Origin of the sequence: Planomicrobium soli, from assembly GCF_003014655.1 — a bacterium.
Classification (GTDB): Bacteria; Bacillota; Bacilli; order Bacillales_A; family Planococcaceae; genus Planococcus; species Planococcus soli_B.
The window spans coordinates 84,580-98,292 of the sequence record NZ_PYAT01000010.1; the positions used below are offsets into that span (position 1 = coordinate 84,580).

14 protein-coding genes and 1 tRNA gene are annotated in these 13,713 nt (G+C 44.5%); 1 reads left to right on the plus strand and 14 read right to left on the minus strand.

Annotated elements, in window-relative coordinates; genetic code table 11:
- Nucleotides 1-31 precede the first annotated feature (31 nt).
- The 8 genes from eno to B0H99_RS13275 form a co-directional block, all read right to left on the minus strand.
- Nucleotides 32-1,327, minus strand: a complete 1,296-nt coding sequence (gene eno, locus B0H99_RS13240) for a phosphopyruvate hydratase (RefSeq protein ID WP_106534162.1) — start codon at nt 1,325-1,327, stop codon at nt 32-34.
- Nucleotides 1,328-1,351: 24 nt separating this feature from the next.
- Nucleotides 1,352-2,884, minus strand: a complete 1,533-nt coding sequence (gene gpmI, locus B0H99_RS13245; RefSeq protein WP_106534163.1) for a 2,3-bisphosphoglycerate-independent phosphoglycerate mutase — start codon at nt 2,882-2,884, stop codon at nt 1,352-1,354.
- Nucleotides 2,877-3,638, minus strand: a complete 762-nt coding sequence (tpiA, locus tag B0H99_RS13250) for a triose-phosphate isomerase (RefSeq protein WP_106534164.1) — start codon at nt 3,636-3,638, stop codon at nt 2,877-2,879. The genes gpmI and tpiA overlap by 8 nt, the downstream gene beginning before the upstream one ends.
- 102 nt (nt 3,639-3,740) lie before the next feature.
- Entirely contained in the window at nt 3,741-4,925 is a 1,185-nt protein-coding gene (locus B0H99_RS13255) for a phosphoglycerate kinase (RefSeq protein WP_106534165.1), read from the minus strand.
- 138 nt (nt 4,926-5,063) lie between these two features.
- Nucleotides 5,064-6,074, minus strand: coding sequence for a type I glyceraldehyde-3-phosphate dehydrogenase (gene gap / locus B0H99_RS13260; protein ID WP_106534166.1), 1,011 nt, complete (start codon nt 6,072-6,074; stop codon nt 5,064-5,066).
- A complete protein-coding gene (locus B0H99_RS13265) occupies nt 6,075-7,118 on the minus strand; it encodes a sugar-binding transcriptional regulator (RefSeq protein WP_106534167.1) in 1,044 nt (347 codons plus the stop codon).
- Between the two features lie 110 nt (nt 7,119-7,228).
- Nucleotides 7,229-7,510 carry a glutaredoxin family protein gene (locus B0H99_RS13270; RefSeq protein WP_181313671.1) on the minus strand — a complete coding sequence of 94 codons (282 nt, stop codon included), beginning with the start codon at nt 7,508-7,510 and terminating at the stop codon, nt 7,229-7,231.
- Nucleotides 7,511-7,612: 102 nt separating this feature from the next.
- Nucleotides 7,613-7,684: transfer RNA gene (locus tag B0H99_RS13275), tRNA-Arg, on the minus strand.
- A 184-nt stretch (nt 7,685-7,868) separates the two neighbouring features.
- On the opposite strand from B0H99_RS13275, the gene clpP reads away from it, so the two are divergent.
- A complete protein-coding gene (clpP, locus tag B0H99_RS13280; RefSeq protein ID WP_106534169.1) occupies nt 7,869-8,471 on the plus strand; it encodes an ATP-dependent Clp endopeptidase proteolytic subunit ClpP in 603 nt (200 codons plus the stop codon).
- Between the two features lie 134 nt (nt 8,472-8,605).
- Here the strand turns inward: clpP and B0H99_RS13285 are convergent, their stop codons facing one another.
- The 6 genes from B0H99_RS13285 to trxB form a co-directional block, all read right to left on the minus strand.
- Complete coding sequence (locus B0H99_RS13285; protein WP_106534170.1) at nt 8,606-8,863, minus strand: HPr family phosphocarrier protein; 258 nt, start codon at nt 8,861-8,863, stop codon at nt 8,606-8,608.
- Nucleotides 8,864-8,920: 57 nt separating this feature from the next.
- A complete protein-coding gene (gene whiA, locus B0H99_RS13290) occupies nt 8,921-9,871 on the minus strand; it encodes a DNA-binding protein WhiA (RefSeq protein ID WP_106534171.1) in 951 nt (316 codons plus the stop codon).
- A 24-nt stretch (nt 9,872-9,895) separates the two neighbouring features.
- Nucleotides 9,896-10,891 carry a gluconeogenesis factor YvcK family protein gene (locus tag B0H99_RS13295; RefSeq protein ID WP_106534172.1) on the minus strand — a complete coding sequence of 332 codons (996 nt, stop codon included), beginning with the start codon at nt 10,889-10,891 and terminating at the stop codon, nt 9,896-9,898.
- Between the two features lie 4 nt (nt 10,892-10,895).
- Entirely contained in the window at nt 10,896-11,792 is an 897-nt protein-coding gene (rapZ, locus tag B0H99_RS13300) for an RNase adapter RapZ (protein WP_425440386.1), read from the minus strand.
- The gene (locus B0H99_RS13305; protein WP_106534173.1) at nt 11,779-12,267 is read right to left on the minus strand and encodes an NUDIX domain-containing protein; all 489 of its coding nucleotides are present in this window, start codon (nt 12,265-12,267) and stop codon (nt 11,779-11,781) included. Before B0H99_RS13305 ends, rapZ begins: the two co-directional genes overlap by 14 nt.
- A gap of 452 nt (nt 12,268-12,719) precedes the next feature.
- Complete coding sequence (gene trxB, locus B0H99_RS13310; protein ID WP_106534174.1) at nt 12,720-13,673, minus strand: thioredoxin-disulfide reductase; 954 nt, start codon at nt 13,671-13,673, stop codon at nt 12,720-12,722.
- Nucleotides 13,674-13,713 lie beyond the last annotated feature (40 nt).

Below are 13,713 nucleotides of genomic sequence, written 5' to 3' on the forward strand. Positions count from 1 at the left end.
CAATAGCGATAGGAAAAAGATGGCTGACCGCTTATTTTCTTAGGTTATAGAAAGTTTTCAAACCTAAGTAGCTTGAAGTATTGTTCAATTGGTCTTCAATGCGCAACAACTGGTTGTACTTCGCAACACGGTCGGTACGTGATGGAGCACCTGTTTTGATTTGTCCTGCGTTTGTCGCTACTGCAATGTCCGCAATTGTTACATCTTCTGATTCGCCTGAACGGTGGCTGATGACTGCTGTATAGCCAGCACGCTTCGCCATTTCAATCGCATCAAATGTTTCTGTCAATGTACCGATTTGGTTGACTTTGATCAAGATGGAGTTTCCAACACCTTCAGAAATCCCCTGCGCCAATTTCTTCGTATTCGTTACGAATAAATCATCACCAACCAACTGTACGCGGTCGCCAATGCGTTCCGTCAACAATTTGTGGCCGGCCCAGTCGTTTTCGTCCAAACCATCTTCGATAGAAACGATCGGGTATTTGTTCGAAAGTTCTTCATACCAGTCAACCATTTGTTCTGAAGTTTTCACGGTATTGTCGCCCGGCAAGTTGTAAACGCCTTTTTCTTTATCGTAAATTTCAGAAGCTGCTACGTCCATAGCTAGCAAGACATCCTTGCCAGGTGTATAGCCGGCTTTTTCGATTGCTTCCACAATCGTAGTCAACGCTTCTTCGTTAGAGCCTAGGTTCGGAGCAAATCCGCCTTCATCTCCAACAGCAGTGTTATAGCCTTTTTCTTTCAAGACATTTTTCAAGTTATGGAAAATTTCAGCGCCCATGCGTACTGCATGGCGGAAGCTTTCTGCTCCTACTGGCATAACCATGAATTCCTGGATGTCGACATTGTTGTCTGCGTGCTCGCCGCCATTAACAATGTTCATCATCGGCACTGGCAATTGCTTCGCGTTAAATCCACCCAAGTATTGATAAAGCGGGATATCCAAGTAATCTGCTGCTGCGTGGGCAACGGCCATAGATACTCCAAGAATTGCGTTCGCGCCAAGACGACCTTTGTTTTCTGTTCCATCCAATTCAATCAATGCTTTGTCGATTGATACTTGGTCTAGCACTGAATAGTTTTCAACAATTTCTTGAGCAATTTCAGTGTTGACATGCTCTACTGCTTTCAAGACACCTTTACCAAGGTAACGGCCTTTATCGCCATCACGAAGTTCTACTGCTTCATGTTCTCCCGTGGAAGCGCCTGAAGGGACGATTGCGCGTCCAAATGCTCCGCTCTCTGTGAAAACTTCTACTTCTACTGTTGGATTTCCTCGTGAATCTAGTACTTCGCGTGCAAGAATGTCAGTGATAATTGGCATTAAAAACAGCTCCCTTTGGTTTGATTAGTATAGTGGTTTTCCAGTCATTTCTGCTGGTTGTTCAACATTCAATAATTTCAGTAAAGTTGGCGCCAAGTCTGCAAGAATACCGTCGTTTCGCAAATCCACACCATTTTTCGTAACGATGACCGGAACCGAGTTGGTGGTATGGGCGGTCATCGGCAAACCTTCAATCGTCACGACTTCGTCGGCATTGCCGTGGTCCGCTGTGACGATCGCAAAACCGCCTTTAGCATCCAAAGCTTCAATAATCCGGCCTAAACACTCATCGACCGTCTCAATCGCGCGGATTGTCGGCTCAAGCATCCCGCTATGGCCAACCATATCCGGATTGGCAAAATTCAAGATGATGCAATCATGGGCATCGTTTTGAATTTGCTCTACCAGACGGTCGGTTACTTCATAAGCGCTCATTTCCGGCTTTAAGTCATAGGTCGCGACTTTTGGAGAATTGACCAATATCCGTTCTTCCCCTTCGAACACATCTTCGCGGCCGCCGCTCATGAAAAATGTTACATGAGGGTATTTTTCTGTTTCAGCAATCCGTAATTGAGTCAGCCCGTTCGCCGCCACTACTTCCCCGATTGTCTGGTTCAGGTTCTGGCTAGTGAATGCGACACGTGTTGACAGTTCATCGCTATACGTTGTAAATGAAGCGAAGGAAAGATCTTCCGGATGCCGGGAACTTTTTGCAAATCCGCTGAAATCGTCAAGGACGAAAGCAGACGTCAATTGAATGGCCCGGTCAGGACGGAAGTTGAAAAAGACAATCGAATCACCAGACTCTATAGTAGCAACCGGTTTTTCATCTTCAGTGATAGCAAACGGCACCACAAATTCGTCGAAGACGTCAGTAGTGTACGAGCGGGAAATCCCTTCGATAGCAGAAGAAGCCGTAGAGCCTTCTCCGTCAACCAAAACCCGATACGCACTTTCAACGCGTTCCCATCGTTTGTCACGATCCATCGCATAATAGCGACCGCTGATCGAGGCAAATTTGCCGACACCGATTTCCTTCATCTTATCCTCTGTCTTTTCAACATAGCCAAGCGCCGTTTTCGGCCCGACATCACGCCCATCCAAAAATCCGTGGACATATACTTCGTTTAACCCGTGTTGCTTTGCCAACTCAAGAAGAGCGAAAAGGTGTTCATAATGGCTATGGACACCGCCATCTGATAATAAGCCCATCAGATGCAGCGCTTTGCCATTCGCTTTCGCTTGAGTGATGGCTTCCACGAATACCGGATTCAAGAAGAAATCGCCTTCTCGGATGGATTTATTGATGCGAGTCAAATTCTGATAAACGATGCGCCCTGCTCCGATATTCAAATGGCCGACTTCTGAATTGCCCATTTGGCCATCCGGCAAGCCGACCGCTTCGCCAGAAGCCGTCAGCAAACTATGAGGATACTTTTCCCATAGCGTATCAAAATTCGGTTTTTTCGCCTGCGCTACTGCATTGCCAAATGTTTCCTGACGGCAGCCGAAGCCATCCAAAATTATCAGTGCTATCGGGTGTTTCCCTTTACGCATTCGAACCAGCCTCCAGCAATTTTACAAAACTTTCAACTTCAAGGCTAGCCCCGCCGACTAAAGCGCCGTCAATGTGGTCCATGCCAAGCAGTTCTTCAATATTAGCCGGTTTAACGCTGCCGCCGTATTGGATACGGACTTTTTCCGCTGTTTCTTCGCTGTAAAGCGCTGCTACTTTTTTGCGGATGGTTCCGCATACTTCATTAGCATCTTCTGCTGTTGCTGTTTTACCGGTTCCAATTGCCCAAATCGGTTCGTAAGCAATAACAAGATCTGCAACCTGCTCTTCAGTCAATCCTGCAATGCCTTTTTCCACTTGATCTTCCACGATTTGGCTTGTTGATCCGCCTTCGCGCTCTTCCAGCGTTTCGCCTACACACATAAGCGGCGTCAAACCGTTAGCAAAAGCTGCATGTACTTTTTTATTGACTGAAGCATCGGTCTCGTTGAAGTATTGGCGTCGCTCTGAATGGCCGATAATAACATATTTAACGCCTAGATCGACCAATTGAGCTGCGCTGACTTCGCCTGTAAACGCGCCTTCTTTTTCTTCATGCATCGTCTGAGCGCCGATTTGAAGCGGGCTTGTTTCTGCCGAAATTACCAATTGGCTTAAAAACAAGGCCGGAGCGCAAATAACTGCATCCACTTTTTCAGCATCCGGCACAAGGCCTTTTGCCTTTTCTACAAATTCTTTTGCTTCTGTTGCTGTTTTGTACATTTTCCAGTTTCCTGCAATAATCGGTTTTCTCAAAAAAGCCACTCCCTTTATCCAGCTTTAACGGTCAGTATCTTCCCGCTTTCGCCGGAGTCTACTGACGATCAAGCTTAAATTGTTGAACCAAATGAGTTTTTCTTATTTATCTGTTAATGCAGTAACACCAGGCAATTCTTTGCCTTCCATGAATTCCAATGAAGCTCCGCCGCCTGTAGAAATATGATCCATCTTATCTGCCACATGGAATTGTTCAACAGCTGCCGCTGAGTCTCCTCCACCAATAACAGTGTAGGCTTCAGTTTTAGCCATCGCTTCCGCTACTGATTTTGTGCCGTTTTCAAATGAAGACATTTCAAACACACCCATCGGGCCATTCCAGATAATTAATTTGGAATTAGCAATAACGTCGGAATACAGTTTCACAGTTTCCGGTCCGATATCCAGGGCCATCCAGTCGGAAGGGATTTCATCGATTTTGACTACTTTTGTTTCCGTGTCATTCGAGAATTCTTTCACGATTACCACGTCAATTGGCAAGTAAAGCTTAACGCCTTTTTCTTCCGCTTTCTTGAGGAACGAGAGAGCAAGCTCCATCTTATCTTCTTCAAGCAGTGATGTACCAATCTCCAAGCCTTGCGCCTTCAAGAATGTATACGAAAGACCGCCACCGATCAATAAATTGTCAACATTTTCCAACAAATTATCGATAACGCCGATTTTGTCTTTTACTTTCGCACCGCCGATAATTGCGGTAAACGGACGATCCGGTTCAGACAATGCTTTTCCTAAGACGTCCAACTCTTTTTCAAGCAGCAGCCCGGATACTGCAGGCAAATGTTTAGCAATTCCTGCAGTCGAGGCATGTGCTCTATGAGCAGCGCCGAAAGCATCGTTGACGAATACATCTGCTAAAGCAGCGAATGCTTTTGCAAGCTCTTCATCGTTTTTCTCTTCGCCAGGATGGAAGCGGACATTTTCCAGCAAAACAACATCGCCTTCGTTCATTGCCGCAATTTCCTGCTCTACTTTTTCCCCGATCGACTCATCGAGGCTCTTTACATCTTTATGTAATAATTCGCTTAATTTGGCTGCCGCTGCAGCCAGTCTCATTTCTTCGTTAACAGTCCCTTTTGGTCGGCCTAAGTGACTTGCAAGAATGACTTTTGCTCCGTTTTCAATCAAATAGTTGATGGTCGGAAGAGCGGCACGGATTCTTGTGTCGTCCGTTACGTTGCCTTCTGACATCGGCACATTAAAATCCACCCGGCAAAATACACGTTTTCCTTTTAAGTCTACATCTTTCATGGTCATTTTCTTCAGCATGAAAATACCTCCCGTTTGTCGTTACTGCTCTAAATTTGTTGCAAGCTTACTCTTTAAATTAAAAGAAGGGGCAGGGTAAGTCCCCACCCCTTTTACCCTCTTTTATTATAGAGGTTCATAAGAAATTAAGCTATGATTTTAAGATTTCAAGCCGTTGTTGTACATGTGCAACGCGATGTCGATGCAGCGTGCAGAGTAGCCTGATTCGTTATCGTACCATGCAAGAATCTTAACCATGTTGCCGCCAAGAGCCATTGTTGACGGAAGGTCAACAGTTGAAGAAGCTGTGTTGCCATTGTAATCGCGTGATACAAGTGGCAGCTCGCTGTATTTCAAGAAGTCGTTTTCGTCGTTATCGATTGCTTCTTTGATCGCGTTGTTTACGTCTTCGATTGTTGCGTCTGTTTCCAATTCAGCAACCAAGTCGATCAACGATACGTTTGGTGTAGGAACGCGGATTGCCATTCCATCAAGTTTGCCTTTCAATTCAGGCAATACTAGTGTTACTGCAACTGCTGCGCCTGTAGTAGTCGGAATCATAGATTCTGCTGCAGAACGTGCACGGCGGTAGTCTTTATGCGGAGAATCCAACAAAATCTGGTCGTTTGTGTACGAGTGGATTGTTGTCATCATCGCTTTTTTGATGCCGAATTTATCGTTCAAGATTTTTGAGATTCCAGCAAGGCCGTTAGTTGTACAAGATGCATTTGATACAACATGGTCTTCTTCTGGGTTGTAGCTATCATGGTTAACGCCCATAACAACAGTCTTCATGCCTTTGCCTGGAGCTGAAACGATAACTTTCTTCGCTCCTGCTTCGATGTGTTTTTTCGCATCGTCAGCGTTTGTGAAGAATCCAGTAGATTCGATTACGATGTCAATGTTGTTTTCTTTCCATGGAAGGTTTGCAGGATCTTTTTCAGAGTAAACGTGGATGCGTTTGCCGTTAACGATCAAGTCATTGCCTTCAGCTGAAATTTCTGCGTCCAAAATACCGTGGATTGAATCGTATTTCAAAAGGTGTGCAAGCATTTTTGCATCTGTTAAATCGTTTACTGCTACTACTTCCACTTCTTCAGTTGCCAATGCCTGACGGAATACAATGCGTCCAATACGTCCAAATCCGTTGATAGCTAATTTTAAAGTCATTTAAATTTCCTCCTGTTTTTGAGTTAACTCAAGTATTTTTTGAGCAGCGCCTTCATCCGTTATGAGTATCGTTTGAGGGGCCGCATTTCTGAAATAAGAAAGAATCGCTTTTGCTTTTGACCGGCCTCCTGCAATTGCCAGGATGGCTGGGGCTTTTTGAACTTGCTCTAATTGGATTCCCGCTGTGCGGATGCGATAAACAACTTTTCCTTCTTTATCGAAGTAATAGCCAAAAGCTTCGCTTACTGCGCCGCCCGAGCGGATCCTTTCGACTTCTTCTGTCGATGATTGCCGTTGAAGAGCAATTTCTTCTGCGTTTCCGATGCCGTGGACCACTACATCCGTTTGGTCGTAAAGATCCATCATTTCTTTGATCACCGGCTCACGCATCATCATCTCATAAGCTTCTTCACTCAAGTGATCAGGCAAGTAAAGCGTTTTAACAGAACCTCCGGTCTTCCCCGCGAACGAGGAAGCGATCGTATTGGCTTGATGGAGCACATCTTCGCCTAATCCCCCACGCGCAGCAATAAATTGCAGCAAACTGTCCCTTTTGTCGGAAGACAATTCTTTTGAAATGGCGGCCATGGTGCTGCCGCCGGTTACGGCAATTTTTTTATACTGCGGGAAGAAGGCCTCCAGAAGCCGGGCTGCTTCTTTGCCGATATTCGATTTCACAGCGGGTATGTCGTCGCTGTCTTGCGGCAAGACCAGCACTTTTGAAATCCCTAGGAGGGATTTCAACTGCTTTTCCATTGCAATCAGACCAGACACATCACGCATGAAGTCTCTTAGAGCATCAAGTACAGCAACGCCTTGTTCGGAAACAATCATGCCGGCGGATTTTGCCACGACCAACTGCTGGTTGCGCAGCAAATCCGTTTCTTTCCTAATTTCTCTTTCGGTTGAACCGGCCAGCTCACTAAGTGCTCGCCTGCCAATCGGTTCTTCCAATTTAATCGTCAATAATATTTGATAGCGTTTTTTCAGGAGTTCGGTCATTTCCGGCATAAGCTTTTGTTGCGCTTCCGTTAATGGATCCATCATTCCACTCCTTTTAGCTGGACACTTATCGTCCCGCTACATTAAATATTGTCCCACAAACTTATTCTAGCGAACCCCCCGTAAAAAAGCAAACAAAAAAAGCGTTTGAATTACAACGCTTCGAGTAAATCGGCATAACCAATATTGCCATATAATAAAATTTTGTTGTTTTTCTCCAGTACCGGGATCATCAACATGTATTTCTCATGAAGTGCATCATCGGTTTCAATGTTGATCTCCTCATAATCCAAGGGAAAATCTTCTTGGACAAGCTGAATCATCAATTTAGCTTCCTCGCATAACGGACAATTAGGGCGGGTATATAGAATGAACAAACTATCCCTTCTTTCTCTACACGCAATTTTTTTGATTCGTAAAAACACTATCGCCATTTAGGCGTTCTTACTTTTCTATTATACCCAAGGCTACTAAAAAGAAAAAAGCTGAGCCAGCCACCCGGATTAACAGGTGAACAGCTCAGCTTTCAGTTAGGATACCCTCGGAGGGAATCGAACCCCCATTTCAAGAACCGGAATCTTGCGTGTGATCCATTACACTACGAGGGCGTTTTGGGATTGCGCATTTCTCTATTAGCGACTTTTCTATTATACAAAAGTATTTTTAAATTATCAACCCATTATTTTAATTCGTTATATTTGACCTTCATTGACCATCATGTGTATGATAATGGTACAGCTGAAACCTGTTTCAGCAATGAAATAAATTCATCTATATGAGGAGGATCTTTTCATGAACTTAATTCCAACTGTAATTGAACAAACAAGCCGTGGCGAACGTGCATATGATATTTATTCGCGTTTGTTGAAAGACCGCGTAATCATGCTAGGAAGCGGCATTGACGATAATGTTGCAAATTCTATTGTGGCTCAGCTTCTATTCCTTGAAGCGGAAGATCCTGAAAAAGATATTTCCATCTACATTAACAGCCCTGGCGGCAGCATCACTGCCGGTATGGCGATTTACGATGTTATGCAATTCATCCGTCCAGATGTTCAAACAGTGTGCATCGGTATGGCTGCTTCAATGGGAGCTTTCCTTCTTGCAGCTGGAACAGAAGGCAAACGCTTTGCCCTTCCAAATGCGGAAGTTATGATTCACCAGCCACTTGGTGGTGCTCAAGGCCAAGCGACAGAAATTGAAATTGCCGCAAAACGCATTTTGCACTTGCGCGAAAAGTTAAACCAAATCCTAGCTGACCGCACTGGCCAGCCGCTTGACGTTATTTCAAAAGATACAGACCGTGATAACTTCATGACTGCTGAACGTGCGCTTGAATATGGTTTAGTCGATAAAATCATTACACGCAACAAATTGCCGAACGAAAAAAATTAATGCTTTAAGGAGCTTACCGCCATGGGCGGTAAGCTTTTTTTATTTTATGCAGACTCGCCAGTTATATAAGGAGAAGCTACGCTTCTTATTTGGAAGCATAAAAAAGCTCACAGCCTTACGGCTGCGAACTTTTTTCATGCTTGTTTTTCGACTAGCGCAGCCAAAGAGTCCACTGCTGTTTCTTCGTCTGATCCATCTGCCGAGATTTTAATGGTCGTGCCTTTGCTGATGGCTAAACTCATAAGTCCCATAATGCTCTTGGCGTTAACTTTTTTATTTTCTTTTTCCAAATAGACATCGGAATTAAAGCGATTAGCTTCTTGAACAAACAATGCCGCTTGCCTTGCTTGAAGTCCGGTATTCAATAAAACTTTTACTTCTTTTTCTACCATGTTGATCCTCCTCCAGAAACTCAACTAAACTTTCATCTATAAAAGAACAGCCGGATTTTACCGGCCGATCATTTCTCCTTTGCGAAGCGATTCTGCAATTTCATCGATTTTACGTAATCGATGATTAACACCGGACTTGCTGACATTGCCGGTCGATACCATTTCACCAAGTTCTTTGAGAGTGATATCCTGAAATTCAACCCGCAACCTTGCAATTTCCCGTAGCCGTTCCGGCAATTGGTCAATGCCGATCGCGTTGTCGATAAAACGGATGTTTTCCACTTGGCGAAGAGCCGCATCGATGGTTTTGTTTAAATTGGCCGTCTCGCAATTTACTAGACGGTTTACGCTGTTCCGCATGTCGCGGATAATCCGAACGTCCTCGAACTTCAGTAAAGCGGAATGCGCTCCAGTAACACTGAAAAAGTCGGATATTTTTTCAGCTTCTTTCAAATAAGTAACAAATCCTTTTTTGCGTTCAATGGTTTTGCTGTTTAAAGAGAAGTTGTTCATCAGTTCAACCAATGAATCTGCATGATCTTTGTAAAGCGAGTAGATTTCCAAATGGTAAGACGAAGTTTCCGGATTATTGACGGAACCTCCCGCCAGAAAAGCTCCGCGCAAATAAGCCCGTTTGCAGCAATTTTTCTCAATCAACGTTTTATCGATTTCATGCTGGAATTGAAAACCTTCGGAAATGATGGCCAAATCCTCCAGTATATGCTTTGAGCCTTCACGGATTCGGCATATATATACATTGTTCTTTTTTAATCGCATTTTCTTCCGAACCAGCAATTCCACTGGATAGACTGGATAAAAACGCTTCAACATGGTATAAATCCGCCTTGCAATTGCGGCGTTCTCTGTCTGTATGTCGAGGCTGAGCTGCCGGTTTGAAAACGACAGCGTGCCGTTCATGCGGATCAACGCAGAAAGTTCGGCTTTTCCGCAACAATCATCCACTTCAATTTGAGTCATTTCTTTTTTTGTTTCAGATGCAAAAGACAAAACATATTCCCCCCTTTTCAAACACTAAAAATACAACTGTGTTGAATCGTCTTTGGCGAGGCCCCCTGCATATTCAAAAAGCCATTCTGCTACCTTACTCGGTTCATGCCGTACAGCCTCCCCTAAAATATTAGCAATGTCTTCCTTGTAGATGCGAAGACCCAGTTGGCCCAGTCGTTCTTCATCGTATTCCACTGGCCACGCTCTTTCTTTTTTGTAGCGTTCTGCAATATTTTGTGGAATCTCCACTTTATCTAGTAAAATCGCATCCAAAAAAGCTTCTCCTATATGATCGTAGAGAGCTTGGACATGATCAGCGGCAGTGTAGCGATAAGTCTCACCTGCTTGAGTCATCAAGTTGCATATATAGATTTTCTTTGCTGTTGAGGCAAGCAACGCCTTTTTTATATTCTTAACCAATAAATTCGGCAAAATGCTCGTATAAAGCGAGCCTGGTCCTACGACAATAACATCTGCGTTGTGGATAGCCTTAATGGTATCGGGAAGAGTTTCAACATCATGCGGCTCTAGAGAAACACGCTTGATTTTCTGCAAATAGGCAGGGATTTTGGATTCCCCTTTGACCATCGAGCCATCTTCCAGTTCAGCATTCAGCGTTACCAATTGATTGGCCGCCGGCAATACTGTGCCGTTAACATTCAATACCCGGCTCATTTCCCGGACAGCTAGTGAAAAATCTCCGGTAATCTCGGTCAAAGCCGCCAGCATCAGATTGCCAAGCGAATGGCCGCCCAAATCCAATGACCCCTTGAACCGGTGCTGGAACATCTCTGCCACCAACGGTTCCGCATCCGACAGCGCAGCCATTACGTTGCGTATATCTCCCGGAGGCGGAATGTCCATATCATCTCTTAAACGTCCTGAACTGCCGCCATCGTCAGCCACAGTGACAATAGCAGTCAAATCAAGCGGAAACTTTTTCAATCCCCGAAGGAGAGTGGAAAGCCCTGTGCCTCCGCCAATAATCACAACGCGTTTACGGCGAACGTGTTGTTCCATCCACTCAGCCCTTTCTTGTTTTGACGTCTCTATGTGTCACGATGGTCTTGTAATCTTTGGCGAGCAGTTTCCCGTAGTATTCCGCTAAGGTGACTGAACGGTGCTGGCCGCCTGTGCAGCCGAACGCAATAACCAATTGCGCTTTTCCTTCGCTCTTATAGAGCGGAATCATAAACTCAAAAAGATCGGTTAACTTCGCAACCAAGGTTTGCGTTTCCGGTTTTTCAAGCACATAGCTGGAAACCGGCTCATCCAACCCGGATAACGGATTTAGTTCTTCTATATAATAGGGATTCGTCAAAAAGCGGACATCGAACACTAGATCGGCATCGATCGGCATGCTGTGCTTAAAGCCGAATGAAATAACATTGACGGTAAAAACATTGCTGGATTTTGTTGAGAAATCCGATATGATCTTTTCTTTCAACTGACGTGGAGTCATCTGGGAAGTGTTGTAAATGAATTGCGCTCTTGCTTGTACATCTTCCAGCATATCACGCTCTTTTTTGATGCCTCCAAGCACTAAACCGCCTGGAGAAAGCGGATGCGAGCGTCGCGATTCTTTATAGCGGCTGACAAGCGTCTGATTGTCGGCATCAAGAAACAAAATCGTGATAGCAATTTTCGGCTCTTTCGACAAGCCGTCGATGGCATCGACCAGATTGTCGAAAAAGTCGCCGCCGCGCAAATCCATTACCGCTGCTACCCGCTTCATTGACTTGCCAGAATCCCGCATTAATTGCATGAACGTCAGCAATAAAGCTGGAGGTAAGTTGTCTATGGTGAAAAATCCTAAATCCTCAAAACTTTGGATTGCAACTGTCTTGCCAGCACCTGACATACCGGTTATGACAATCAGTTCCGTTTCCTCATTATTAATATTGTTGTTATTTTCCATCATAGCAATCCACCTCTTCCGTCGACATTTGAATGGTCTCTTCCAGTAAATCAAAATCAGTTGTATAGTGGAACGTCCCATACTGTATTCCTCTTTGATGAGCGGCAAACTGCAAATTTGTCCGGTCGCCTTCTGCCATCGGCAAAAACGCTAAACTTTCAACAGGATGCCATTCAAGCAGGCCTTCACGTGTTTCTTCAAACGGAATTCCTGTCAATCCTCTGGCAGCGAAAGTAAAAAGCATCCACTCATCCACTTTTTCGCCAGCATCTTCGATCACCATCGTGTAAATGCCTTTCAGATGGGTGCCAATAGGAGTTGTATTTGTTTCTTCTGTAAATTCTCTGATGGCGGCTTCATAAATCGATTCCCCGGCTTCCATCTTGCCGCCTGGTGCCACATACCAATCGCGGCGGGGTTTTTTAAGCAATAAGACTTGATTGTTTTGGATAACTAATAAATTCGCGATTCGCTGCACATTCGACACTCCGCCTCTATTGTAAACTCCCTCTATTATACACCTATCCGGGCGTGTCATGCAAAAAAAGAAAAGCGCAGACATCTATGCAACCCTGACAATCTCCGGAGAACATGCCAAGTATAAAATCTTAAGCCTTTTCGGCCTCGCCAGACCTGGTGAAAGTTCTTGAGTGAGTTGTATGCGGACTATTAAATTCAATTCATAGTAATTAAAATAAAAATTAAAACTCGACTTCATAAAGTTGTAACTCACTCCTTAAAAGTTGCAACTGACCAAGAGCTTACCTGACGTAAAAGCATGAATTTTCGGCAATGCACAAAAAGAAGCCGTTTTCCGAGTAACTCGAAAAACGGCTTTCAAAGTTTTATAAAAAGGGGGTCAATTTACTTCTTTTACTTTACCTCATCCTTGTGACAACGGTGTTACAAAAGGATTAAGAAAACATTAAATTAAGCTTTTATGCTAAGTTTTTCTGCCAGTTCTTCTACATAATGCTGAACAGCCTGCGCTGCAATGCTTCCGTCTCCTGTTGCCGTAACAACTTGGCGCAGCATTTTTTCACGCACATCTCCTGCAGCAAAAATGCCTGGAACAGCAGTCGCCATGTGATCATCCGTGACCACATAGCCTTCTTCATTTAAAATGCCCAGCTCTGCAAATGGTTTTGTCAATGGCAGCATGCCGATATAAATGAATACGCCATCTGCTTTAAATTCCTGTTCCACGCCATCTTTTGTGGAAACAAGAGTTGCGCTTCCGACTTTGCCATTTTCGGCATTGATTTCCTTAACCGTATGGCTCCAGATAAAGTCAATTTTCTCATTGGCAAATGCACGGTCCTGAAGGATTTTTTGCGCACGCAACTCATCGCGACGGTGGACAATCGTCACTTTATCAGCGAAACGGGTCAAGTACACGCCTTCTTCAACGGCAGAATCTCCGCCTCCGACAACGATCAACTGCTTCTGTTTAAAGAATGCTCCGTCACATACTGCGCAATAGCTGACACCGCGGCCGCCAAGTTCCGACTCGCCCGGAATGCCCATTTTTTTGTATTCGGCACCAGTTGTGATGATGATAGCACGAGCGCGGTACTCTTTTGAACCTGCAATAATCGTTTTATATTCTTCGCCGTCAATAATTTCTTTAACGTCGCCGTAAGCGTACTCGGCACCAAACTTTTTAGCATGTTCGAACATTTTAGTTGAAAGATCCGGCCCAAGAATGTGGTCAAAGCCTGGATAATTTTCAATTTCTTCCGTATTGGCCATCTGTCCGCCAGGAATTCCGCGTTCTAGCATCAACGTGGAAAGGTTGCCTCGAGATGTGTAAACAGCGGCTGTCATTCCAGCCGGTCCTGCACCGATAATAATTACGTCATAAATTTTAATAGTTTCAGTCATAATGAACCTCCTAAGTCCCAGTAGCTAAATCGTATAAGAT

Bases quoted from the DNA above. Each gene is read 5' to 3' on its own strand.
- gap (WP_106534166.1), bottom strand. From the start codon at position 6,074: ATGACTTTAAAATTAGCTATCAACGGATTTGGACGTATTGGACGCATT.
- gpmI (WP_106534163.1), bottom strand. From the start codon at position 2,884: ATGCGTAAAGGGAAACACCCGATAGCACTGATAATTTTGGATGGCTTC.
- eno (WP_106534162.1), bottom strand. From the start codon at position 1,327: ATGCCAATTATCACTGACATTCTTGCACGCGAAGTACTAGATTCACGA.
- clpP (WP_106534169.1), top strand. From the start codon at position 7,869: ATGAACTTAATTCCAACTGTAATTGAACAAACAAGCCGTGGCGAACGT.
- B0H99_RS13295 (WP_106534172.1), bottom strand. From the start codon at position 10,891: ATGGAACAACACGTTCGCCGTAAACGCGTTGTGATTATTGGCGGAGGC.
- trxB (WP_106534174.1), bottom strand. From the start codon at position 13,673: ATGACTGAAACTATTAAAATTTATGACGTAATTATTATCGGTGCAGGA.
- B0H99_RS13255 (WP_106534165.1), bottom strand. From the start codon at position 4,925: ATGCTGAAGAAAATGACCATGAAAGATGTAGACTTAAAAGGAAAACGT.
- B0H99_RS13285 (WP_106534170.1), bottom strand. From the start codon at position 8,863: ATGGTAGAAAAAGAAGTAAAAGTTTTATTGAATACCGGACTTCAAGCA.
- rapZ (WP_425440386.1), bottom strand. From the start codon at position 11,792: ATGATGGAAAATAACAACAATATTAATAATGAGGAAACGGAACTGATT.
- B0H99_RS13270 (WP_181313671.1), bottom strand. From the start codon at position 7,510: ATGGCGATAGTGTTTTTACGAATCAAAAAAATTGCGTGTAGAGAAAGA.
- B0H99_RS13265 (WP_106534167.1), bottom strand. From the start codon at position 7,118: ATGGATCCATTAACGGAAGCGCAACAAAAGCTTATGCCGGAAATGACC.